The 22,133-nt window shown below is 38.5% G+C and carries 23 protein-coding genes and 2 pseudogenes; 3 read left to right on the forward strand and 22 right to left on the reverse strand.

Annotated features, from left to right (window positions below; all coding sequences use genetic code 11):
* Window positions 1-411: 411 nt before the first annotated feature.
* Window positions 412-1,158 (forward strand): annotated as a pseudogene (locus EM808_RS24390) (SDR family NAD(P)-dependent oxidoreductase); the annotation flags it as partial.
* Window positions 1,159-1,277: 119 nt separating this feature from the next.
* Here EM808_RS24390 and EM808_RS24395 read toward each other — a convergent pair.
* The 11 genes from EM808_RS24395 to EM808_RS29695 form a co-directional block, all read right to left on the reverse strand.
* Complete coding sequence (locus tag EM808_RS24395) at window positions 1,278-1,952, reverse strand: HAD family hydrolase (RefSeq protein WP_127741755.1); 675 nt, start codon at window positions 1,950-1,952, stop codon at window positions 1,278-1,280.
* Between the two features lie 36 nt (window positions 1,953-1,988).
* Complete coding sequence (locus tag EM808_RS24400; RefSeq protein WP_127741757.1) at window positions 1,989-2,660, reverse strand: transaldolase family protein; 672 nt, start codon at window positions 2,658-2,660, stop codon at window positions 1,989-1,991.
* Window positions 2,661-2,761: 101 nt separating this feature from the next.
* Window positions 2,762-3,121 carry a PTS glucitol/sorbitol transporter subunit IIA gene (locus tag EM808_RS24405; RefSeq protein WP_127741759.1) on the reverse strand — a complete coding sequence of 120 codons (360 nt, stop codon included), beginning with the start codon at window positions 3,119-3,121 and terminating at the stop codon, window positions 2,762-2,764.
* A 63-nt stretch (window positions 3,122-3,184) separates the two neighbouring features.
* A complete protein-coding gene (gene srlE, locus EM808_RS24410) occupies window positions 3,185-4,183 on the reverse strand; it encodes a PTS glucitol/sorbitol transporter subunit IIB (protein WP_127741761.1) in 999 nt (332 codons plus the stop codon).
* Between the two features lie 20 nt (window positions 4,184-4,203).
* Window positions 4,204-4,749: a PTS glucitol/sorbitol transporter subunit IIC gene (gene srlA, locus EM808_RS24415; RefSeq protein ID WP_127741763.1), complete on the reverse strand. Its 546-nt coding sequence runs from the start codon at window positions 4,747-4,749 to the stop codon at window positions 4,204-4,206.
* 21 nt (window positions 4,750-4,770) lie between these two features.
* Complete coding sequence (locus tag EM808_RS24420; RefSeq protein ID WP_127741765.1) at window positions 4,771-5,196, reverse strand: transcriptional regulator GutM; 426 nt, start codon at window positions 5,194-5,196, stop codon at window positions 4,771-4,773.
* Window positions 5,197-5,263: 67 nt separating this feature from the next.
* The gene (locus EM808_RS24425) at window positions 5,264-7,195 is read right to left on the reverse strand and encodes a BglG family transcription antiterminator (protein ID WP_127741767.1); all 1,932 of its coding nucleotides are present in this window, start codon (window positions 7,193-7,195) and stop codon (window positions 5,264-5,266) included.
* Window positions 7,196-7,306: 111 nt separating this feature from the next.
* Entirely contained in the window at window positions 7,307-8,107 is an 801-nt protein-coding gene (locus EM808_RS24430; protein ID WP_127741769.1) for an SDR family oxidoreductase, read from the reverse strand.
* 652 nt (window positions 8,108-8,759) lie between these two features.
* Complete coding sequence (locus EM808_RS24435) at window positions 8,760-9,014, reverse strand: hypothetical protein (protein ID WP_127741771.1); 255 nt, start codon at window positions 9,012-9,014, stop codon at window positions 8,760-8,762.
* Window positions 9,015-9,161: 147 nt separating this feature from the next.
* Window positions 9,162-10,553, reverse strand: coding sequence for a 23S rRNA (uracil(1939)-C(5))-methyltransferase RlmD (gene rlmD, locus EM808_RS24440; RefSeq protein ID WP_127741773.1), 1,392 nt, complete (start codon window positions 10,551-10,553; stop codon window positions 9,162-9,164).
* Between the two features lie 148 nt (window positions 10,554-10,701).
* The gene (locus EM808_RS29695; protein ID WP_127741775.1) at window positions 10,702-13,398 is read right to left on the reverse strand and encodes a family 43 glycosylhydrolase; all 2,697 of its coding nucleotides are present in this window, start codon (window positions 13,396-13,398) and stop codon (window positions 10,702-10,704) included.
* 371 nt (window positions 13,399-13,769) lie between these two features.
* On the opposite strand from EM808_RS29695, the gene EM808_RS24450 reads away from it, so the two are divergent.
* Window positions 13,770-14,105, forward strand: coding sequence for a DUF3139 domain-containing protein (locus EM808_RS24450; RefSeq protein WP_127741777.1), 336 nt, complete (start codon window positions 13,770-13,772; stop codon window positions 14,103-14,105).
* Between the two features lie 35 nt (window positions 14,106-14,140).
* Here EM808_RS24450 and EM808_RS24455 read toward each other — a convergent pair whose 3' ends face one another.
* The 6 genes from EM808_RS24455 to EM808_RS24480 form a co-directional block, all read right to left on the reverse strand.
* On the reverse strand, window positions 14,141-14,953 hold the full coding sequence (locus tag EM808_RS24455) for a DUF1385 domain-containing protein (RefSeq protein ID WP_127741779.1): 813 nt from the start codon (window positions 14,951-14,953) through the stop codon (window positions 14,141-14,143).
* A gap of 138 nt (window positions 14,954-15,091) precedes the next feature.
* Entirely contained in the window at window positions 15,092-15,952 is an 861-nt protein-coding gene (locus EM808_RS24460) for a DNA-3-methyladenine glycosylase family protein (protein ID WP_127741781.1), read from the reverse strand.
* A gap of 116 nt (window positions 15,953-16,068) precedes the next feature.
* Window positions 16,069-16,812 (reverse strand): delta-lactam-biosynthetic de-N-acetylase, encoded by a 744-nt coding sequence (gene pdaA, locus EM808_RS24465; RefSeq protein ID WP_127741817.1) that lies wholly within the window; start codon window positions 16,810-16,812, stop codon window positions 16,069-16,071.
* Between the two features lie 111 nt (window positions 16,813-16,923).
* Window positions 16,924-18,453: a fumarate hydratase gene (locus EM808_RS24470; RefSeq protein ID WP_127741783.1), complete on the reverse strand. Its 1,530-nt coding sequence runs from the start codon at window positions 18,451-18,453 to the stop codon at window positions 16,924-16,926.
* A gap of 134 nt (window positions 18,454-18,587) precedes the next feature.
* Entirely contained in the window at window positions 18,588-18,773 is a 186-nt protein-coding gene (locus EM808_RS24475; protein ID WP_127741785.1) for an SE1561 family protein, read from the reverse strand.
* A 214-nt stretch (window positions 18,774-18,987) separates the two neighbouring features.
* Window positions 18,988-19,479 (reverse strand): YtxH domain-containing protein, encoded by a 492-nt coding sequence (locus EM808_RS24480; protein WP_127741787.1) that lies wholly within the window; start codon window positions 19,477-19,479, stop codon window positions 18,988-18,990.
* A gap of 101 nt (window positions 19,480-19,580) precedes the next feature.
* On the opposite strand from EM808_RS24480, the pseudogene yfkAB reads away from it, so the two are divergent.
* Window positions 19,581-20,252 (forward strand): annotated as a pseudogene (yfkAB, locus tag EM808_RS24485) (radical SAM/CxCxxxxC motif protein YfkAB); the annotation flags it as partial.
* Between the two features lie 47 nt (window positions 20,253-20,299).
* Here yfkAB and EM808_RS28785 read toward each other — a convergent pair.
* The 5 genes from EM808_RS28785 to EM808_RS24495 all read right to left on the reverse strand — a co-directional run bounded on the left by EM808_RS28785 (window position 20,300) and on the right by EM808_RS24495 (window position 22,131).
* Window positions 20,300-20,461 carry a hypothetical protein gene (locus EM808_RS28785; RefSeq protein WP_164849775.1) on the reverse strand — a complete coding sequence of 54 codons (162 nt, stop codon included), beginning with the start codon at window positions 20,459-20,461 and terminating at the stop codon, window positions 20,300-20,302.
* A 275-nt stretch (window positions 20,462-20,736) separates the two neighbouring features.
* The gene (locus EM808_RS28790; protein WP_164849776.1) at window positions 20,737-20,877 is read right to left on the reverse strand and encodes a hypothetical protein; all 141 of its coding nucleotides are present in this window, start codon (window positions 20,875-20,877) and stop codon (window positions 20,737-20,739) included.
* Window positions 20,874-21,656 (reverse strand): HNH endonuclease, encoded by a 783-nt coding sequence (locus EM808_RS24490; protein ID WP_127741789.1) that lies wholly within the window; start codon window positions 21,654-21,656, stop codon window positions 20,874-20,876. Before EM808_RS24490 ends, EM808_RS28790 begins: the two co-directional genes overlap by 4 nt.
* Window positions 21,657-21,731: 75 nt before the next feature.
* Complete coding sequence (locus tag EM808_RS28795; protein WP_164849777.1) at window positions 21,732-21,884, reverse strand: hypothetical protein; 153 nt, start codon at window positions 21,882-21,884, stop codon at window positions 21,732-21,734.
* Window positions 21,885-21,900: 16 nt separating this feature from the next.
* Window positions 21,901-22,131 carry a hypothetical protein gene (locus EM808_RS24495; protein WP_127741791.1) on the reverse strand — a complete coding sequence of 77 codons (231 nt, stop codon included), beginning with the start codon at window positions 22,129-22,131 and terminating at the stop codon, window positions 21,901-21,903.
* Window positions 22,132-22,133 lie beyond the last annotated feature (2 nt).

Genomic DNA, 22,133 nt, shown 5'->3' on the forward strand with positions numbered 1-22,133 from the left:
ATACCCATGTGAACTTTTTCACATGGTCAATCAATATGATTCTTATGGCAATAGCTCTATCTGTAAGTATTCTTAAAGCCATAAGGTTAGTAAAAGAAGTGGTAAAAGTACCTCTTTTATACATTCATTATATCTGCTCTACTGAGCAAACAAGTCTTGGAAATTCGACGATTTTATGACAACTATTATATCGCTCTGAAGTATACTATTTAGCAAAACCTGTTCTTAGGAAAAAAATACCGTACACATATTGATATCAAGCGTTTTAGTAGAAATTTTTCACCAAAGTGACTTATAATAAAAACAGAGTTCATCATTCACAAAATTGCCACATATTAATTTGCAACAAATTGAAAACGCTAACAAAACAATCAGGAGGTTTTAATTTTGAAAAGATAAGAAAACAAAGTAGCCATTATTACAGGAGGAGCAGGAGGAATTGGAAAGGTATCTGCAAAACGCTTTTTAGAAGAAGGCGCAAAAGTTGTTTTAGTAGATTTATTTCAAGAATCCCTTGATCAGACAAAAGCAGAATTAGATAAATTAGGCGAGGTTATCACCATTCAGGCTGACGTATCCCAAGAAGAAGATGTAAAAAATTATGTGGATAAAACCGTTGAAAGGTTTGGTAAAATCGATGTTTTCTTCAACAATGCAGGAATTGAAGGAAAAGTCGCTCCAATAACCGAACAAAAAGTAGAAGATCTAGACAAGGTCCTTGCCGTAAATGTACGCGGCGTATTTCTAGGACTAAAACACGTACTAGCTGTTATGAAAGAACAAGGATATGGCAGTGTCATCAATACCTCTTCTGTTGCCGGACTTAGCGGCAGCCCGAATGTAACACCATATATCGCATCAAAACACGCAGTCGTCGGCCTAACAAAAGCAACCGCAGTCGAAGTTGCTCCATACAAAGTGCGCGTCAATTCCATTCACCCATCACCAGTCAACACAAGAATGATGCGTTCCTTAGAAGAAGGCTTTGCACCAGGACAAGCTGAAGCAGCAAAAGCAGACATGGAAAAATCCATTCCACTAGGAAGATACGGAGAATCAGAAGACATTTCTAATCTGGTTCTATTCCTTGCATCTGATGAAAGTTCATTTATTACAGGAGTACAGTACCGTGTTGATGGCGGTATGGGTGCTTTGTGATTTAATTAAATAAGTCAGTTCTTCTTTGGATTGGAAGGACTGACCAATATACGCCCATTCAAATTTCAGGAAAAAATCAGACACAACACCGCAAGTGTTGTGTCTTTTTAGATAAATTTTCACTTCTCAAGCAACTTAACAGTTTTCTCAATACTGTCTATCACTTCTTCAAGTGATTTATCTGCCATACTCGCTAATTTCAGATGATAATTCTCAAATGGAAGATGCTCTGTAATTTTATTAGGAACTATTACACAATTCAGTCCCGCTGAAAGTGCCGCTTTAGAGCCATTAGCTGAATCTTCAAAAGCTATTGCTTCACGCGGATTAACTCCTAAAAGCTCCACTACATTTTCGTAAAGCTCTGGATCTGGCTTAACTTTTTTGACATTATCTCTTGTTTGAATGACATCGAAGTAATGTAAAATATTCAGTTTAATTAAAAAATGTTCTACCCATTCTCTATAGGAGCTTGATGCCAAGCCAATCTTTAATCCTTGTGCTTTAGCAGCTTTCAAGTAGTCCTCTATCCCATCCCGTGCAATGGGCTTATTCAATTTAGCTTTATGCAAAACAGCTGATTTTTCGATGATTTCGTCTCTCGTTAAAAGTCCGTTCGATTGGCTTAAGATAAAATTATAAAGGCTGCTAGAGTCCGTACCAATATGGACAGCATATTCATTTATAGGCAGATTACCTGGGTTCATTTCTAAAATATCACAAAAACTTTCATATAAAGCGTATTCTGTATCAACTGTTAACCCGTCAAAATCAAAAACAATTGCTTTTATCATCTGCTAACCTTCTTTCTACTTTAATGCAGCTTCAACTTAGTCCAAAAGGCTGTTACTTCCGTATAATCCATACCACTCTTTACTAAATGTTTCTACATTCTCTTTAATAGATGGCACTTTAAGAAATGCTTCAATAATGTCTGGAGAAGCTGTAACTCCTTGTGCCCCCGCTAGGCAAACCTCTAGTACTTGTTGGGTGTTTTTAAAGCTTGCCGCTAATACTTCACAATTAAAATTAGACTTCGCAAATATTTCTACTATATCTTTAACTACTTGGATACCATTTCCTGACAAATTGTCAATTCGATTCACGTATGGCGCTACATAGCTTGCACCTGCTTTTGCTGCCAAGTATGCATTCATAGGTGTATAAACAGTTGTAGCTAATGTCCGAATTCCCATTCTGCTCAATAATTTAATTGCTTTTAAACCTTCGCTTGTAACAGGAATCTTGATTACTATATTCCCTTGTAATGAATCCTGTATATACTTCGCTTCTTCCACTATGTTTTCTGCCATGTCAGCAATTGCTTGCACAAAAAGCTCCTTTTCCGTGCCTATACTGCTTTGTATATCCTTTAGTAAAGGTAAATAGGGTTTTCCTTCTTTAACGATAATACTTGGATTAGTGGTCACTCCGTCTATTGAATAATAGTCATTAAGCAATTGAATTTTATTGACGTCTGCAGAATCAATGAATAGTTTCATATTTTCACTCCTTAGGAAAAAATAAAATAGCTTAACCACCGACAATCATCTTTTAGTTCATCTGGAAATGTTAAGCTATTAACTTTATAGGCGAGACATGATTAGTATATTCGGATTATATCCCCTTGCTTCACATCAGCTATTTCACTATCTTCTAAATATAAAGTTCCTGGTAGCTCTGGTTGTTCAGATCCATCAAACTTGAGGGTAATATGCCCAAGAGATGTAAGATTTTTTTCAACAGCATCACCAACTGAAGTAATTGTGTATTTTCTTTCTCCTAATTGAAGGGTGTCACCTGTTTTTATTTCATTTTCAATATCATTAACTGTAATGGATAAGCAATAATCAGCAAGTTCTGCTGGAGCATTTTCACCAAACAAAATCAGCATTTTATCTCCTAGAAACGCGGATACAGACTCACCTATTTTATTAACTACTGTCTCATATTTCTTTTGCATATCCTTACTCCTTTTCTATGTCTATTTGTGAGTTTTCATGATTGTTTATATTTTATTAAATAGTTATTCGTATAAGCCAAAGCTTGCTAGCCAAGCAATAAATACGGTTGGTGCACCGGTCAAAAATCTGCCATACAGAACAGCTGGCACCCCTACTTCGACTGTTTCAGGTTCTGCCTCGGCTAATCCTAAACCAACAGGAACAAAATCTGCCGCAGCTTGGGAGTTGATTGCAAATAACGCTGGAAGTGCTAAGTGTGGCGGAATATTGCCTTTTCCAATTTCCACGCCAATCAGTGTTCCTACTACTTGAGCAATAACAGCACCAGGACCTAAAAATGGTGATAAAAGTGGGAATGAACAAACAAGTGCTATCGCCATTAATCCCCAAACGCTACCAATAAACGGTGATAAAATATTTGCAAAAAGATCACCAATACCTGTTTCTAAGATAATCCCGATTAGCATCGCAACAAAAGCCATAAATGGAAGGATTGTTTTAATTACTGTATCAATAGCATCTCTGCCTGCTTGGTAGAAAACACTAGTGATATTTCCCATGCCCATACCGACTCTTGCCATTAAACCCTTTGGCTTCTGTTGTTCACTGATTTTCTTACTAGAATCATATTTGTATTCTTTTTCTGGCTTTTTCTCAGCAGGTATATGCTCAGCTTGCATTACTGCCCCATCTGCAAGCTGGATATTATTTGTTTTCACACCTGATACATAAATATCTTCCGTAATGTGTTTCGCCAATGGACCGCTTTGGCCTGTAGGCATTATATTAATTGTTGGAATCCGCTTTTGTGGATATAGACCACAGCGTAATGTACCACCACAATCAATAATGACACATGCCATTTCTGTTTCTGGAACACTTGTTTTAAACCCATTCACTAATTCACAGCCAGTTAATTCAGCAATTTTGTCTGCAATATCAGGTTTCTCTCCACCTGTAATATAAACAACCTTATTTTTTTCTTCTGTTGGTGTAATTATTAATGGCCCGCCGAATCCGCCTGAACCTTTTGTTATTTTAATAGCTTGATATGTTGTCATTTTCGCTCACCACCACTTATTTATAGTTTAACAGTATCTTTTAATTTTACGTTTTGTTGTTTAGCTACATATGCTGTCATATAATCTGTGATCCACCCGCGCAAGAAGTTCGTTACAATACCAACTAGGAAATAACGAAGAGCTAATTCAGCAGTATCAAATCCTAAAGTAGTAATACCAGCCGCAACACCTAAGAAAACAAACAACTCTCCTGGATTAACATGTGGGAATAGCCCGTTATGAGTGTGGCATGAATACGATGCAGCTGCATAATAACTTGGTTTATATTTCTCTGGAAGGAACTTTCCAAGGGATAATGTCATCGGATTAGCTAAAATAAAAGTTCCGATAATCGGTAATACAAAATAGCGAGTAAACGGGTTTTTTGCAGACTTTCTCGCCAGCTTTTCTACTCTCTCTTCCCCAACCAAACGGACAAGTGCGTTCATTGCAACAAGCAGCATAATTAATAAGGGAACAATATCTGTTACCATACCTATAAATGTCTCGCCCCCATGTCGGAACAAGTCCATGAATTTTTCTGCACCTTTAATTAAGATATCCATCTATTAATCTCTCCTTTTCTATCAGCTCTTTTTAGGAATTAGATAATCAATCCAGCCTTTTTTTACTCTTAACTCTCCGCCTTTTGCAATAATATCGTAGCTTTTTAAAGCATCTTCTATCGCATACTTTGTTAACTTGTTCATACCTTTGTAATCAGCATCTGAAATTTTTAAAAGGTTTTTCCCTTCAAACCCTTTTAGTTCTCGCACTCGGGAAAACACAGTAACACCTTGCATTTTAGCTGCCTTTAAGATGTTATTACGCTTATCAATGGCAAACATAACAACAGTACCAGCTTTAAACATACCTGTTTTTTTGCCGATGGCTACACGCCCTAAGCGTCTTAATTCACTATATTTCCTATTAAAATGTTTGATTTGTAGAAAACCAAAAATACTTTGCAATAACCACGCAATACCGATCATTATAATAAATCCTAAGAACATTTTTTACCCCACCTCATTAAATTCTCTAGCTGTTAAAATAAACGCTTACAAATTTTTGTAACTTAGTTTAACTAAACTTGCTAATTTTCTTTAAACATTCAGATACTTCCTCATAATTTGCTACACTTGCTAGCTCGTTAATTAGCTTCTCATCATTTGCTATTCTGATTATTTCATCATAAACACTCACTAGCTGATGTTCGGTCATTTCAGATTGTTTCTCTGGAATGCCTAATAAGAAAATAAGTTTAATGTCTTTACCATCAGAGATTACTGTATCAGGGAATACTCCTAGCGCCAGTTCTATTTGATCTGATTTATAATTAAAGGTATGTGGTATTGCAATAAAGCGGTCAAATACCATAGAGCCTTTTTTCTCTCGTTCCTTAAGACGATTCATGAATTCATTATCCAAATGTTCTATCTTAATCAACTCATCTACCATCATATATAAGCTTTCATGATAGCCGGCCTCACTATTCAATAGAAAGAAGCTTTCTTTGCTTATTAAATGATTTAGTATGGATGTATGCGAGTTAAAATCGGCTTTTAACATAAATGCTTGCATATATGCTACTTCTTCTATCTTCCTGGCAATAGCTTGTTCATCAAAGATTTCATTTATTATTATGAGTGGTTTACTTGTTTCAACGGAAAGCTTCACTGTAGAAAAAATGATATCAAAATCGTTTAACATATCTTCTGTTATTTCTGTTTCTGAGAAAAGTCTCAATTCCGTATCTTTATTAAGGATTCGCTGCAGCTGATTAGAAACTAATTTAGCTGTTCCTCTTCCCGTTCCACAGATGACTGCTGCTTTTCTAATGCTTTTCACCTTCACTTCACTCTGCGAAATGAAAACTCCAAAATAGAACGCAATATAACCAAGTTCATCTTCTGATACTTCTATGTCATATTCATTCTTAATGATTTCACCTGCAATCTTTGCCATTTGAAAAGCCACTGGATACTTTTCCTTTACATCCATTAACATCGGATTCTCTATACGCAACCCATACATTAATCTGTTTAACATAAATGTCAAATGATATTGCAAGTCGGTAAAAAATGATTCATTTTCCTCGATAATATCCTTTTTAAATCCGATATTTTCTACAATCATCTCTAGTAATCTCTTAATTTCACTTGGTATAGCAATGCTTTCCATTGTACGATTATTTGTTGGAGTTCTTCTTCCAGCTATAGGAATGGTAATGAATAAAACTTCTTCCTCTGGAATTGTAATTGGAAGACATCTTTCAATTACTTTTGCAATCTCCAAACCAATTTGATAATCATGTGTAGCTTTAAGCTTCAAATGACTTTCTTTCAATCTTTTTAATGACTGATTTTTAAGCAACCGATCAAGCATTACTACTACAAATTCCATTAATCGCTTTTGCGTACTAGTTTCAAAATCATAGTGGGCTGCAATAGTTGCTATTTCTTCAGCAATATCAAGATCTAATGGGTATGACCTGTACATGATATCAAATACATTATTAATGATAAAAAAGCGTATATCCAGCTCTTCACCATCCAGCCGCATTCCAGTATTGGGTTTACCATAAATTTTTAGATTATAGGCTTCTAATGATACAGACGCTTTTTTCAACTCATTTACAAGTGTTGTTCGCCCAATATTTATCGCGTATGCCAACTCATCTAAAGTATTAATTTCCTCACTATTCAAAAGCCTTTCAATGATATAAGCAATACGGCGTTTGGAGGAATCAATAGAGTCCTTTTTAGTACTTATATGATCCATCAGGAGGTTGAAGCTAGATTGATCTTTTATTGATAACCAAAACCCTTTGCCTCTTTTGTTATCTAAGAAAGCAATACCTTCTAATTGTTCATTTACTTTCTTGATATAATTTCTGACCGATCTTGTTCCAACCCCTAAAGCATCTGCTAAAAACTCTAAAGAGCTATACTCTCTTTGTTGCGATATTTCAATAATCTGAATTACTTTATCCTCTAATGTAAAGTCAGACACTCTACCACCTCTTTGCTAAATGAATGCCAAAAACACCAGGTTTGGGAACTTAAAGTGAACGACAGTCAACCTTGTATTGTGACACTCATCAAAGGCATTCTGACTTCACTATTAACCTCTAGATTTCCCTCCTGAAATATTTAATGTTGTACCCGTAATATAACTGGAACGATCGGAAGCTAAATAAGTCACCAAATCGCCAATTTCTGTCAACTTACCTTCTCTGCCAAGAGGAATAGATTTACTGTAATCTGTGGATAATCCATCTACCGTAACCCCGCGAGTATACGCTAGTGCTTCGTTATACGCATCTGTTCTTAATCCTGTAGTTTCAATAATACCTGGCGCAATTCCAACTACACGGATGTTAAACTTCCCAAGCTCTTTTGCCCATGCGCGTGTAAAGGAAATTACAGCACCTTTAGTAGCAGAATAACAGCTTTGTCCTGCAGAGCCTTCTTGCCCTGCCTCAGAAGAAACGTTAATGATGACACCTTTGTTTACCTTTAACATTTCTTTAGCAGCAGACTGTGCAAAGAGATAAGGTCCTTTTTGATTAACTGCTACCATAAAGTCAAAATCACGCTCACTCAATTCATACTCCGGTCTTTCACCCTTATCATCCACTAAAAGTCTTGGCAGATTTACTCCCGCATTATTTACCAAGATATCGACAGTGCCAAAAAGTTCAACTGTTTTAGAAACAGTGTTGTTTACACTTTCTTTATTTGTTACATCACATTTTAGAAAGTAAGAACCATCTTCTCTAGCTCCTTCCTCTCCATTTAAGTCAGCAACGACAACTTTAACTCCGTTGTTTAAAAGTCCCTTTGTAATTTCTAAACCAATGCCAGAGGCTCCACCTGTTACAATCGCGACTTTCCCTTCAAGATTTAACCATGTATCACTCATTAGTAATTCCTCCTCATCATTTTGAAAGCACTTTCTATTTCTTGATTTCAGTATAGGAGGTAATCTAATGTAATTTAATACAGACTTTTTCACATAATAGTGAAAAAGTCTGTATTATTAATCTGATTTATTTAGATACAGGATTTTTATGTATGTACTTTAACATAGTCGAAAAGTTTAATCCGCTTAACCACTTGCCATGAAGAACAAATTAATAGTATATCTAATTAATTCGGTATGTTTAGAATGGTTTAAAAGCATGATTTTATAAAATAGCTTTAAAGACTGGCACAAACTCTGACATCGTAAACGATTGAAAGAAGACTTGGTAAAGATTTGAGTTAGGCTTAGGCTATCTAAATGGGAATCTGAAAAGTCCTTCCTCCATATTTATTAAATAAAAGTTGTTCTCCCCCTGGTATAAAAAAGCTACAGAAAAAATCCTTTTGTATAAATTTTTAAGCAATTGTTTTAGACAAAGACCAATAGTTATATTACCCTATTAAACTACAAAAGAAAATATAGTTTAAACCTGTTTTCTGTTTCCTACTAAAAAGAGGAAGCTACTCAGCCTCCTCTTTGTTCCCTTTACATGAAAGGTTTATCTTTTTGGTCACTCTACTGGTATTAATAAATAGAGCATGTTGTAACGTCATCTAGTTCTTGAATTTCCTGATCTACTCCCATGCCTTTTCCCGCAATAAAAACCAAATGAAAAAATAGAAATTACTATAATAATAACAATTCCATAGTCTTTAATTATCTTGAGCAGATTAGGTAAAACAGTTTTCATCATAAAAGGCAGTAATGCCCCTTTTGTGTGAAGATAGTAACCATATACAATAACCAATATTATTAAAATAATAAGCGACAACCGAACAATTCTAAAGAATACATTGTCACTCACCTTGCTCCACTCCCCAACTTCTCATTTTGGCTTACTTTTTATTATTTATCTTACAATTACAGTTCGATGAAAAGTGCCTCTGTCCTTCTAAATTTGATTTAATTAATAAGCAAAACCCGGATTCCTTAAAAAATCCGGGTGATACGATTATTTCAAAACTAACTCCACTACACATTCAACATGTGCTGTGTGCGGGAACATATCCACAGGCTGCATATACTCTACCTTATAATCCTTGCTCAAATAATCAATATCCTTCGCTAATGTCGACGGATTGCAGGATACGTAAATGAACTTCTTCGGTTTAACCTTTTTGATGGCATTAAGCAACTTTTGGTCGCAGCCAGTTCTTGGCGGGTCGACTACTACTACGTCTGGACGCCAGCCTTCTTCGACCCATTTTGGGAGCCAGTGCTCGGCTGTTCCTGTTACGTATGTGGCGTTTTTGATGCCGTGTTTATCTGCATTTTTTTTTGCATCAATGATGGCTGCATCGATTGTGTCCATGCCGCGGACTTCGCTTGCGCCATCAGCCAGCCATAAGCCGATTGTTCCGACACCGCAGTAGGCGTCAGCGATTTTTTCTTTGCCTGTCAGATTGGCAGCTTTTTTGACTTCGTCGTACAGCTTGATTGTTTGTGTCGGGTTAAGCTGGAAGAAGGCACGGGCTGACAGTTCAAAGTTTAAGTCACCTAATGTTTCTTGAATAACCTCTTCTCCTCTTAGATGGATAGTCTTTTCACCAAAAATGAGGGACGTCTTGTTGCCGTTAATGTTTTGCACAAGTGACTTCACTTCAGGCAGACGACTTTGAATTTCTGCCATGATTTGTTTTTTGCGCGGCACTTCTTTTTGAGTTGTGATTAACACGACCTGTACTTCTCCTGATTGGAAGCCTGCTCTTGTCACGATTGTACGAACAATGCCTTTTTGTGTGCGTTCATCGTAAATTGGTACATTCAGCTCTTCTAAGATGCTGCGAACCTCTTCTGACACTTTGTTTGTCAGCGGGTGCTGAACCATACAGTTTTGGATTGGGACAAGGCGATGGGAGTCGATGCCATACAAGCCTGCGATTACTTTGCCGTTTTTCTGCTGGCCGATTTGGAATTGGCTCTTATTGCGGTAATTCCAAGGGTCCTCCATACCGATTGTCGGACGGATATCTAAGTTTTCTATTTTTAGTTTTGTGTGTCTTTCTAATGACTGGATGACAATATCACGCTTTTCTCTAAGCTGCTGGTCATATGCCAAATGCTGAAGCTGGCAGCCGCCGCATTGCTCGTAGATCGGGCATGGTGCTTTGACGCGAAATGGTGATGCCTTGCGGATTTTCTTTACCTTTGCCTCTGAAAACTTCGGCATAATTTTTGTCGCTTCCACGACTACCTCTTCGCCCGGAAGTGCTCCTTGAACGAAGACGACCTGCCGTTTGAAATAGCCGACACCCTCGCCATTGATTCCGAGTCTTTTAATTGTTAGCGGGAAGGTTTGTCCTTGCTGTAACTTTGCCGTGCTTACTTGCTTTTTATCATTCATTCTATTGCTCCTATAAGTAGGTTTCTATTTTTTTATTCATTATAATCAGTTTAAACTGCAACCTTTATACTAATACTTCTTTAGTGGATAATCCAGCTATCCTCCAAATAAAAATCCCTCAAAAATAAATCTTTGAGGGATTTTCTTCTTATTCTATTCTAGCTCTTTTCCTTTTAAAAAGAAACGCACATGCACCGATAACAATCATGGCAATACCTGCCATCAAATAATTGAAAGAGTTCGTGGCTGTATTAGGCAGTCCATGCCCTTCGCCTTTGACACTATCTTTATCACTATCATCTGTGACATTGCCCAATTCTTCATTTTCAGCTGTTTCCTCACTGCCATCTTCCCCGCTGTTGTTGTCGTCAGGCTTGTCAGTACCTGCTCCATCCTCTGGACTTGTTGTGTCATCTTCCTCAGGGTTATCTGTTTCCTCATCTAGGGCTGGTCTTACTGGCTCAGAAACTACTGGAATTGTGCCAGTGTTGTAATAATCTTTGATTGTATCCTCACTTAATGCAACAGAGTCATATACGAGCACTTCATCCATAAGCCCTTTAAATGGAATATCCCAATAGTTTACCCCAAGTGCAAACAAGGCATTTTTGTCTGTGAAGACATTAAAGAAATCGGTGCCGCTGAATGCCTTTTCCCCATTGATATAGACATTAAGCGCCCCATTATCAACGGTAAAAGCGATATGGGACCATACATTAGCTGGTATTTGAGTGCCTGCATCTGCATCATACCAGCCATCATTGTTCGACCAGATCATGCTGTTATTGCCGACACCATCATGGCCTTTCGGAACAAAGCTGATCCAGTTTACATCTGATTTTGCACCAAAAAATGCCGTCGTATAATTGGTCAGCTGTTCTGGATTAATCCAGAAGGATACGCTGTATTTATTACTGGAGATAAGACCTTTCGGTAAAAGAACTCCCGATACTCCGTCAAAAATTGCCCCCTGGCCCGTTTTCCCTTCCGTATAGGAAATTGCTCCACCAGTATTAGAAATGAGATTTCCTGTCGGCTGTCCATCTGCCTGTGTACCAGTGCTGTCTGTTAAATTGCCTTCAAAGGCATAATGAGCTGCAAGCTTACCTTTTTCCTCTGGCAAAACTGTTATCTCAAAGGTTTTCTCTGCGACAGCTTCACCCTTTGTTATTGTTGCTGTCAATGTCACCGTTGCTGCTGCTCCATTAGTCGGCCTTATTACCTTGCCGTCATTTGTGACAACATCGAGATTAGAGGAGCTCCAGCTAATTTGTGCACCGCGTAAGCCTTCTGTTATAAGCTTCAAGTTACTGATAACTGCTGTTGTATCGCCCAATTCAAGGCCACTCTTAACTGCCTCGACAATTTCCTCATCTGTTTTGCTTTCTGCTTTGCTTCCCCAGACCGATACACCTTCACTTGATGTAGCTGTAAATGTCAGCACATTGGTTTTCGATGTTGGGTCCCACTGGCTTACAAACACGCTATTATACACCTTGCCGTCGATGGTAAGCTCTGCTTTATTAGAACCTTTTTCCTTCCATGTTCCAGATACTTCACCGCTGATAGTTCCGTCACTGTTCAAGCTAATCAGCACAGATTTTTTGATTTCTGCAGAAATATCCTTGCCATGGTTAATAAATTTATAGTCTCCTGTAATGTCTGCAGCCGCTACATCCTGCAAGCTTTCTCCGGCATACTCATATGGAGATACAACTGGCCATCCAGCTTCATTCATATACATTTTATGAACTCGGATTTCATGCTGTTCCCCTCTTTCTGGGAAACGAGTATGGAATATCAAGTATTGCTCATCTGTGCTTTCATCATAATAAACCGAATTATGTCCTGGCGATACATAGCCTGTGCCAATGCCTGTCCCGCTTTCGCCTACCTCTCGTTTAAACAAATAGCTGCCCATCAGCTTTACACCGTATGGCTCAATCGACTTGTCGTCAAACAACGGCAATGTCGGGTCTGCCTTAACATTTGTCATATCATTGCCTGCGGCATCATAATACGGTCCATCTGGAGTTTTCGAGCGGACAACCCTCATATTGTAGCCGCCAGTCGAATCTAACCCGCCGAATGACAAGTACATATAATAATAATCTGTTTCCTTGCTGTACTGGATATATGCACCTTCAATCCGGCTGTGGTTGCCGCCAAGCAGCTTTTTCCCGTAGCCTTGATTTGGCAGCTGCTTGCCTGTTTTCGGGTCCATTTCCAGGATGAAAATCCCGCCAGAGTACGATCCGTACACCATCCACAGCTTACCATTTTTATCGAAGAATACATCAGGATCAACGGCATTTGGATGCTTTGTTGCATCATAAATGGTGCCGTCCTCACTCTCTTCATCCCACATGCCTGATTTCAAGATAATACCTTGATCCTTATATGGTCCGTCAACACTATCTGAAACAGCAACACCAAGTGCTGATCGTGGGGAATCTCCTTTACAGGCATTATAGTACATATAATATTTTCCATCCTCGAGCTGGATAACATCTGCTGCCCACAGTGTATCAGACTCTGCCCAATCAAATGTTTCCTTCAACTCCTCGAGAACATTTTCAAATAGCTGATTGTCTGCAGACACGCTTGAGGAGATTTGCTCCCATTGCATGAAATCCTTTGTTTTTGCGGCAGCAAGATGCGAACCAAAAACATAGAACTGGCCATCTGCCTCAATTACAGACGGGTCATGGACAGAAGCCCTTTTATAGACCGGGTCTGCTGCTGCCTTGACTACTGTTGTATCATTACTCAAAAGATACTGCGGAATTACAAGAACAACTGCTAAGAAAAACATCAATAAACGTTGAGATACATTCCTTTTCATTGCGCCATTCCTCCCTGCCGTGTCAGCTTTACGAAAGCAGCATATACCTGTTCCTTGTACACAAGGCATAAATATATATCCATGCTCCTGTCCATACAGCCAAAACGGTTCTCTATTTGTTGGCTACGAAAGCACATCCCCTCTTGTCCTACCAACTATGTAAACACTTTCATAACTTTGATTATCGTATTACACATATACGTACATGTCAATATACATAAATTAATTGTATGCACATATTCATAAAAATTAACATGTCACATATACGAATGAATTTTCTGTAAATAGAACTTTCTTTCATATCACCATTCACTAAATAGACAAAAATACCTTTAAGATGTAAAATTACACAAAAAAAGGAGTGATGTCACATGATAAAAAAATCAATATGGATTTTCACTATGCTGTTGGCAATCGGTGGTATTTCCGTTTATACATATGGAGAATGGCATGGATTTACTTGGATGGAAAAGAAATCAAAGCAGGAAGTATTACAATATTTGAAGGATACGGGAGAAAAGGAAGAGGAAATGAAAAGCATAATGCCTTCGTATGACAATAAATCGGGCCATTATTATGTCACCGTTGTATTCAAGGATGAACAGGGATTACGTTATGAGTTCATCTATAGAAACAAAAAAACTGTCTTTATTGGCAGATATGATGACGGCAACAACACATACGACAAAGGCAAGCATCTTCAATAAAAAGAACAGCTCAAACCCTTGAGCTGTTCTACTCCTTATTTAGCAGGATGAAATGTCACACTTGCGGACTTTTTTGCAGCTGTCTCCTTGTCAATGCTTTCCTGAAGGGCAGCCATTTTCTTTAGCGACCGGATAGCTGTTTCAAGATGCTCTGCTGCAGGTCTTGCTGTAAATAAAAGATATTGTAAACCGTAGCCAATATAATAAATCGGGGTCAGAACCTTTTTAACATGCTTATTACGGATAATGTACAGCTCGTAAGCAAGGGACAGAACTACGAAAAGGACCACAATTCCATCTATTTGAGTCGAATACGGAATAAGCCAAACAATTAAACTGATAAGGCTAATAAAAATCACCAGATTTAAGTGGCAGGCTTCACTTATACGGGACTGACTTTTTACATTTTCTAGTGTAAGCTCCTCGTTTTTATTAAAGCAATTGGCAGCCATATGTTCTGCTGCGTGGTATTTACCGAGCGGTGTGAGCTTGAAGATCATTAAGTATAAGATGATAAATATGATAACAGCTATTTCGATCTCCGCTGCACTGAAATTTCCTATCGACCAGCTTCCTTTGGACATGACAAAAAGAAATAAAAATCCAAAAACAAACAGTGATATAAAGGACTTCCATGTATCAAGGAATGTTCGGATAAAAAACCACATGCCTCTTACAATGGGAACTTTCTGCAAATACTTGTCGATATCAAAGTCATCGACTTCTTCCTCTTTCGCTTTAATTTGGTGTGTCGTCTTGATTTCGCCATTTTTACGGACTGAGATTACTTTGACATCATCAGACTGAAACTTTACGCCATTGATTAGCGCTTTTCCTCCATACTTCATAAAGGGTCTCCATTTTTCACAAGATTTTTTTCACTTCATTTATATAATATATTCCCAAATTGCACAATAAATGTGCTGCAATCATATGTTTGTATCCTAATTTATAGACGTATAGGCATACATATTGGTTTCATGGATTTATTCAATGCTGCGCCATAAGTAAAGGGAAGCATAGCTTAAGTAGGGCTCCCAAGCTGGGATTAAATGCTCCATCTCTTCTTTTGTCGGCTTTGCATCAAGTCCAAGCAGTTTCTTTAATGCATTTTGGATGCCGATATCTGCAATCGGGAATAAATTCTGCCGTCCAAGTCCGAATAAAAGCACATTCTGAATCGTCCATTGGCCAATTCCTCTGTAGACGATTAATTCCTTCATAATCTCTTCATCTGTTCTATCATAAAGGCTCTCTAAGCTAAGCCTGCCTTCAGCAATTTCCTTCGATATATCAATAATATATTCTGCTTTTCTTGTGCTGAATTGCAGCTCTCTCAATTCCTCTACTGTTAGTGCTGCAACACGATCAGGACTCGGGTAAAACCATGCCCCGTTAACTTCTGTTCCGTATGCTTTCACAAATCTTTCTGTTAAGGTATACGCAAATTTAATATTAAGCTGCTGATGGATGATGCATTTTACGAGACAATTATATGGATGAAAATCGAGCACAAGTGGTGTTCCGAAATGACTGTTAAAGAGCTCCTTCAATTCTGTCCCTTGAAAATGCTCATGAACATCAATAAGTGAGCTTTCCCACTGAAAAATCCTTGTAAGCTCTCGAATAACTCCCTCTTCATGCTTTATTGGTATTCCTTCTAGCTGGAAGACTGGTCCTTCCGTTGTACCAATTGCTTTCACCTTGGCAACAATTTTTTCATTTCCTAAACCAATAGGCACCTTTACGGATCTTTCTGTGGCATCTACTTGATGTAATGGGTCTAACGCTAAGCGGCTTAACACAAGATCAAAATTATATGGACCTGAAACCGGGACAATACGCAATAGAATCACCTGTTCTGTTTTCCACTATTATAGCATGGATATATGTGGAAGTTCTATGAAACACCCTATACTTTTACAAAAAGAAAACAAGCCCACAGCAAAATGGGCTTGTTAGTTTATTTCTTCTGCTTTGCCATAAAATCATCAAGGCTTTTGAATGTATAGCCTCTTTTCTTCAAGTCTTTGATTGATTGCTCAAGGGCATCTGCATTATCTTTAGACACAGTATGAAGGAGCATAATGCAGCCTGGATGGGCCTGCTTCATGATATTATCATAGCTGTATTGCCAGCCTCTTTGCTGATCTGTTTTCCAATCGACAAACGCAAGTGACCAAAACACCTGTGTATATCCCAGCTCCTTGCCGAGCATCAATGTCCGCTCACTGAAAATACCGCGGGGCGGCCGTAAGTATTTCATGCCTTTTTTTCCAGTTATCGCTTCTGTTTCTTTCGCAACCTTCTCTAGCTCTTCCTTCAGTCTTTGATCAGAAACTTGTGTAAAGTCTGGGTGATGATAGGAATGATTTCCAATTATATGACCTTCGTCAGCCATTCGTTTCACTAAATCTGTGGCACTTTGCAAATAATGTCCTGTCACAAAAAAAGTGGCCGGAACCTTTTCTTTTTTCAGTACATCAAGGATTTTTCCTGTATAGCCATTTTCATAACCATTATCAAATGTCAGGTACAAGACCTTTTCATCAGGACTGTCCTTATAATATGCTCCATATTTTCCTAATAGCTCATCAAGCGGCTGCCCTGCTTCTGCCGGCTGCTCATTGCTTGATTTTTTGAAGCCCCAATGCTGTGGCTGGTTGGAAACGTTCGCCAATACTGGATGCTGAATGAGCAGAAACATAACGAAAAAGGCCGAAATTAATTTATACTGCTTCACCTTTCTCCCTCCTTTTAACAAATCTAAACTTATTATTTGTTAGAAGCAGGGAAAAATGATTGGTAAATTAAACAATCATTTATAAACAGGTTCTTTAAACTGAGTGAGCTTTTCTAGTGATGATTTTTCAATATCCTCATGCAGGGAATTGCCATGAGAATCCATAGTCACAACGGCACGGAAGCCTTCCACCTGCAAATGCCACATTGCTTCTGGGATACCAAATTGCATAAGGTCCACTCCTTTAACTGCCTTTATGCAATCAGCATAATACTGGGCTGCACCGCCAATTGCATTTAAGTAGACACCGCCATGCTCTGCTAAAGCATTTAAGGTTTTGGTTCCCATCCCGCCTTTACCCATGACAGCGCGGATGCCGAATTTCTTCATAATATCCCCTTGATATGGCTCCTCACGAATGCTCGTTGTTGGTCCTGCCGCTTTCACATGCCATATGTCTTCATCATCTTTAAGCATTACTGGCCCGCAATGGTAGATAACTTGTCCATTTAAATCAACAGGAGAATCGTTTGTGCTTAAGTATTTATGAATAGCATCTCTGCCGGTATACATCATTCCGCTGATTTCAACAACATCACCGACCTTCAGCCGACGAATTTCCTCCTCAGAGATTGGTGCATGAAGCGTAATGACTGTATCCTCTTCAGCTGAATTTACTTTGCCGGCGAAGGTGATTTTCTCTCCATCCTGGTACTTCCATGCAATAATGCTGCCTGTATTCGCATCAAGCTTTATTCCTAATCTGCGAAATGCCCAGCAATTATATGCAACAGATACGAAAAAGCTTGCAGGAATGCGATTCATCACCCCAATTTTGCAGCCAAGCAAAGTCGTTTCACCGCCAAACCCCATTGTACCGATTCCAAGCTTATTTGCATTTTCCATGATATATGCTTCCAGCTCTGCAAGCTCCGCATTTTCATTAACATCGTCAACAGTCCGGAAAAGCTGTTCCTTTGCTAAATCATATCCGCTTGAACGGTCTCCGCCTATTCCCACACCAATAAAGCCGGCACTGCAGCCTTGTCCTTGTGCTTGATAAACAGAGTGGAGAATACATTTGCGAATGCCATCCAAGTCCCTGCCAGCTCTTCCTAGCCCATCAAGCTCACAAGGCAAACTGTATTGAATATTTTTGTTTTCACAACCGCCGCCTTTTAAGATTAATCCTATATCTATGTAATCCTTTTCCCACTGCTCAAATTTAATGACAGGTGTTCCTGCTCCTAAATTATTGCCACTGTTTACTCCATGAAGCGAATCTACAGAATTAGGACGAAGCTTGCCTTTTTGTGTTGCCAATTCTATGCATTCATGAATTACTGCCTTTATTTCCAGTTGGTTTGTGCCAACAGGTGTCTTAATTTTAAATGTTGGAAGCCCTGTATCCTGACAAATTGGTGACACTTCCATATCGGCCATCCCGATGTTCTCTTGAATTGTTTCAAGGCTCATCGCCGACCTCGTTCCAGCACTTTCCCTTTGCGCTGCTGATTTGATGGCGCGGCGGACATCCTTCGGCAGATTTGTAGATGTTTCTTCAATCAATTGATATATGCTTGTCCTTAAAGCTTCGATATTCATTTATTTTTCCCCCTCAACCCTTTTTAAAGCATGTCTACCTTCTAAATTATACTCTTACTCATAAGTCTGCAACAGTAATTTGTAATCGTTTTCATAATTACAAAGTAAAAAAGCCCCTTAACGGAGCTTTCTCATTATTCGTCTCTATGTTTAAATTCATTACATTTCGATTCAATATCATCGATCATCTCAATCAAGCGGTCGATATCCTCAAGCTCCGCCTCTTCCGGATCAATAGCATCCAACACATCAAGAAACATATTTAATCTCGTTTTCAAAAAATCTACTTGTTCATTTTTGTTTGTAATAGAAGTGCCCAACAAAAATCTCTCCTTTCACTTTCCTATCCATCGTACCGAAAATATCAGCTTCCGGCAATCTTTTTCCTTCTATACATATGTTTGCACAATAACACTTTTTTTACACCTGTCACCATTCTTGTTCCGAAAAAAAAAGATCACCTACAGGTAATATAGGTGACGAGATCGATTTTTTTTATGTTACACTATACTATACGTGCGTTTCGCATCATAATTATAAGGTAGCCTTTTCCCTTACTACTAGGGAGTGGTCTTGTGCAACTACAGGGAGAAGCTCTGAATCATCGGATGAGTTAGTGTTCATTCCAATCTGGGACTTTGTCTCCTGTAATTTATGTTGGATAGACTGATATTGGCGCTTTGATTGAAAGTAAAGCTGCTTGAAATCTCCTGCTATTTCCTTTAAATCCTGTGTTCTTGCATTGATTGTGTTTTGAATATGCTGAAACATCGTTTGGCTGTCATTCATAACCTCTCGCATTGTATCACTTAAATAATGCAATTTTTCACTAGTATCTTGCTTTACTTGAGCAGGATTTTCTCTTAGCTCATGTACTAGCTGGTTGGTAGAATCCTTCCACTGCTGCACTTTCACCTTAGCATTTGTCCTTGTTGTACGATCCATGAGGGATAATGTTGTCCCGATGACACCGCCGATGACAATTCCAGCCAATAGTTTACTGTTTCCCTTGTTTTCATTAGACATCAGATCATCTCCCTTGTTTATATCAATACTTGTCTATTTCCCATATGATTGGAGATTTAAACAAGCAGATGCTTAATACGCAACTTTTTCAAAGGAGTAATATCATGATTTCTCAAAAAAATCCGATTGTAAATCCTAAGAACGACCCTTGGGAAGCTTATATGGATATAACCCAGCATGGAGGGATGACCCTCTCCAATATAGAATTTACAACCACAACATTATGTAATATGCGCTGTGAGCATTGTGCAGTCGGCTACACCCTTCAGCCGAAGGACCCGAACGCCTTGCCAATTGATTTGTTGCTGAAAAGACTTGATGAAATACCTCATCTTCGCTCTATGAGCATTACAGGCGGTGAGCCGATGATGAGCCGCAGGTCTGTGGAAAACTATGTTGTTCCATTATTTAAATACGCCCACAGCAGAGGCGTTAAAACACAAATAAACTCTAACTTGACTCTTGATCTTGGCCGCTATGAGCCGATTATTCCTTATTTGGATGTTCTTCATATCTCCCATAACTGGGGCACAGAAGAAGAGTTTGCAGAAAGAGGCTTTGCGATGATGGCAAGAAAGCCGTCATATGAGCATAGAGGCAAGCTTTTCCAAAACATCATCACAAATAGCCGGGCATTGGTCGAGGCTGGTGTTGTCGTATCAGCGGAAACGATGCTGAACAAGCAAACACTGCCTTACTTAGAGCATATTCACCGCCAAATTGTTGACGAAATGAAATGTCAGCGCCATGAGATTCATCCTATGTATCCAAGTTAACAAATCTTATGTCATTAGATAAACAAAAAAATATCCTCAAACCATTATAGGCTCAAGGCTTTTCTAATCAGCTTATCTACATTAAGTTTTCCTATCTCTGATATAATAACTCCCTTAGCAGTAACTGAAATATTATCAGGCTGTGGCTCTCCTAACATCTCAGCTATCTTAGAATAAGGCTTTTTAAGCTCTGCTGTCTTTCCCATCTGTATCCTCTCCCTGTTAAAATGACCTTACACCAACACCATTAGAGCTAATGCTTAAAATTGTGACCCTGACTCCTACATAATGGTATTTAGAATTGTTTTTTACATTGTGACAAACTTAGTGACAACAACAAAAAGAGCAGGAGCAAAGCTCCCACTCGGTAACTAATTGCTATAATATGCTGTTGTATATCATCTACCTAGAGAGTATTAACCTTAGCTCATATCTCCTGTGAGCTACAGCTTACTCAAATCAATAAGTCTCCTCTAAAATATTACTTACTGAGTTTAGCCATTTTGTCAGCCTGTGCCTTTGAAAGTCCTGAGCTTATCATCATCAAAGGAGACTTACCTTTAGCCTTGCTCTTATCCTTCTTATGTGAGCTTTTATTAGCCTCTGCATTCTTTTTAATCATGCTGTTACCTCCTCTCTAGTTGCAGTAAATTCCTTATATACATCAGCCCATCTCTGCCCTGTAACAATCATTCCTATAGCAGACCTGCTGACATTGTATTTTTTGGCAATAGCCCTCTGAGGCATCTTTTCAATAAAAGCATCATGCAGGATGTTTCTAACACTACTTGCAGTAAGCTTAGATGCTCCTCTTTTTATCTCAGGCATATCAGACCTGTTAAGAGCCTTGAACATTGCAAACATAGGATTATGAGCCTTTCCAATAACAATTCTCTTAACTGTACTTACTGGAATGTTAAAAGCCTCTGACAGCTCCTCTAGGCTCTCTCCTCTTTGATAAAACCTCTCTAGCATCTCATAAGCCTGATACTCATTAACTTTAGCCTCTACAGGTTTCTCAGTAAGTCCCATTACATAGGCATGAATAAAGTTATCTTTACTTGTCAGATACTCAAGATTGCTCAGCCTGTTATCTGTTTTTACTCCTGATATATGATTGATAGTCATACCCTCTGACATCTGTTTAATGTACTCATCTGCATCAGCTAAAATCATTACAATATGATGCAAGTAAACTGTATTGCTTTTGCCTCTTTCCCTGAGATTGTAGAAAGCATAGCCCTGCTTGTTAAAACTGGCTTTCCTGTATTCAGCTCCTCCTATAAGGCTCTGTATTCTTATCTCACCAGTAGAAAGATTGTAGCTACTGCCATCTAGTTCCATATAGCCCTTAATAAGCTCTACCCTGTTCCTTAACTGCTCCTCATTTAATCTAATCATTGTAATCCTCCTAGTTTATTTTCTAATCTGTACTCCTGCTGTGACATCCTAAGTAAATAAAAAAGAGACAGCATATTAACCCTCTGCCTCTTTATCTTTCTCCTTGCTTGCCTCTTTGTTCAAAGCCTCCATAATCTTAGTAAGCCCTGAGCTTTTAGCCTCCTGCTGTGCCTCATTGACTTTAAGACCTTGCTTTAAAAACTGTCCCATCTGCTCCTGATTAAACATTATCCTTAGTCCTCCCCTATTTGCTCTGTAAGTTATTTACTACTTTCCTCAGTAGATTAAGTTTAGTCTGTATAATCCTTTTAGCCTTAGTATCCTCTTTGCCAATGGTTATAACAGAGTGCTGAGACTCCTTAACAGGCTCTACATCCATTGTTCTTTTAAGATGCTTTAGCTCTTTATCTATAGCCTTTATCTGCCTGTTAAGGTCTTTCCTAAGCTCTCTCAGTTCCTCTCTCATTTGCTCCATAA

The organism is Niallia taxi (assembly GCF_004005475.1).
Taxonomy (GTDB): Bacteria; Bacillota; Bacilli; order Bacillales; family Cytobacillaceae; genus Niallia; species Niallia taxi.

What these genes read in the sequence shown, in the direction of transcription:
- EM808_RS24395 (WP_127741755.1), bottom strand. Translation starts at nt 1,952, where the DNA reads ATGATAAAAGCAATTGTTTTTGATTTTGACGGGTTAACAGTTGATACA.
- EM808_RS24400 (WP_127741757.1), bottom strand. Translation starts at nt 2,660, where the DNA reads ATGAAACTATTCATTGATTCTGCAGACGTCAATAAAATTCAATTGCTT.
- EM808_RS24405 (WP_127741759.1), bottom strand. Translation starts at nt 3,121, where the DNA reads ATGCAAAAGAAATATGAGACAGTAGTTAATAAAATAGGTGAGTCTGTA.
- srlE (WP_127741761.1), bottom strand. Translation starts at nt 4,183, where the DNA reads ATGACAACATATCAAGCTATTAAAATAACAAAAGGTTCAGGCGGATTC.
- srlA (WP_127741763.1), bottom strand. Translation starts at nt 4,749, where the DNA reads ATGGATATCTTAATTAAAGGTGCAGAAAAATTCATGGACTTGTTCCGA.
- EM808_RS24420 (WP_127741765.1), bottom strand. Translation starts at nt 5,196, where the DNA reads ATGTTCTTAGGATTTATTATAATGATCGGTATTGCGTGGTTATTGCAA.
- EM808_RS24430 (WP_127741769.1), bottom strand. Translation starts at nt 8,107, where the DNA reads ATGAGTGATACATGGTTAAATCTTGAAGGGAAAGTCGCGATTGTAACA.
- rlmD (WP_127741773.1), bottom strand. Translation starts at nt 10,553, where the DNA reads ATGAATGATAAAAAGCAAGTAAGCACGGCAAAGTTACAGCAAGGACAA.
- EM808_RS29695 (WP_127741775.1), bottom strand. Translation starts at nt 13,398, where the DNA reads ATGAAAAGGAATGTATCTCAACGTTTATTGATGTTTTTCTTAGCAGTT.
- EM808_RS24450 (WP_127741777.1), top strand. Translation starts at nt 13,770, where the DNA reads ATGATAAAAAAATCAATATGGATTTTCACTATGCTGTTGGCAATCGGT.
- EM808_RS24455 (WP_127741779.1), bottom strand. Translation starts at nt 14,953, where the DNA reads ATGAAGTATGGAGGAAAAGCGCTAATCAATGGCGTAAAGTTTCAGTCT.
- pdaA (WP_127741817.1), bottom strand. Translation starts at nt 16,812, where the DNA reads ATGTTTCTGCTCATTCAGCATCCAGTATTGGCGAACGTTTCCAACCAG.
- EM808_RS24470 (WP_127741783.1), bottom strand. Translation starts at nt 18,453, where the DNA reads ATGAATATCGAAGCTTTAAGGACAAGCATATATCAATTGATTGAAGAA.
- EM808_RS24480 (WP_127741787.1), bottom strand. Translation starts at nt 19,479, where the DNA reads ATGTCTAATGAAAACAAGGGAAACAGTAAACTATTGGCTGGAATTGTC.
- EM808_RS28785 (WP_164849775.1), bottom strand. Translation starts at nt 20,461, where the DNA reads ATGGGAAAGACAGCAGAGCTTAAAAAGCCTTATTCTAAGATAGCTGAG.
- EM808_RS28790 (WP_164849776.1), bottom strand. Translation starts at nt 20,877, where the DNA reads ATGATTAAAAAGAATGCAGAGGCTAATAAAAGCTCACATAAGAAGGAT.
- EM808_RS24490 (WP_127741789.1), bottom strand. Translation starts at nt 21,656, where the DNA reads ATGATTAGATTAAATGAGGAGCAGTTAAGGAACAGGGTAGAGCTTATT.
- EM808_RS28795 (WP_164849777.1), bottom strand. Translation starts at nt 21,884, where the DNA reads ATGTTTAATCAGGAGCAGATGGGACAGTTTTTAAAGCAAGGTCTTAAA.
- EM808_RS24495 (WP_127741791.1), bottom strand. Translation starts at nt 22,131, where the DNA reads ATGGAGCAAATGAGAGAGGAACTGAGAGAGCTTAGGAAAGACCTTAAC.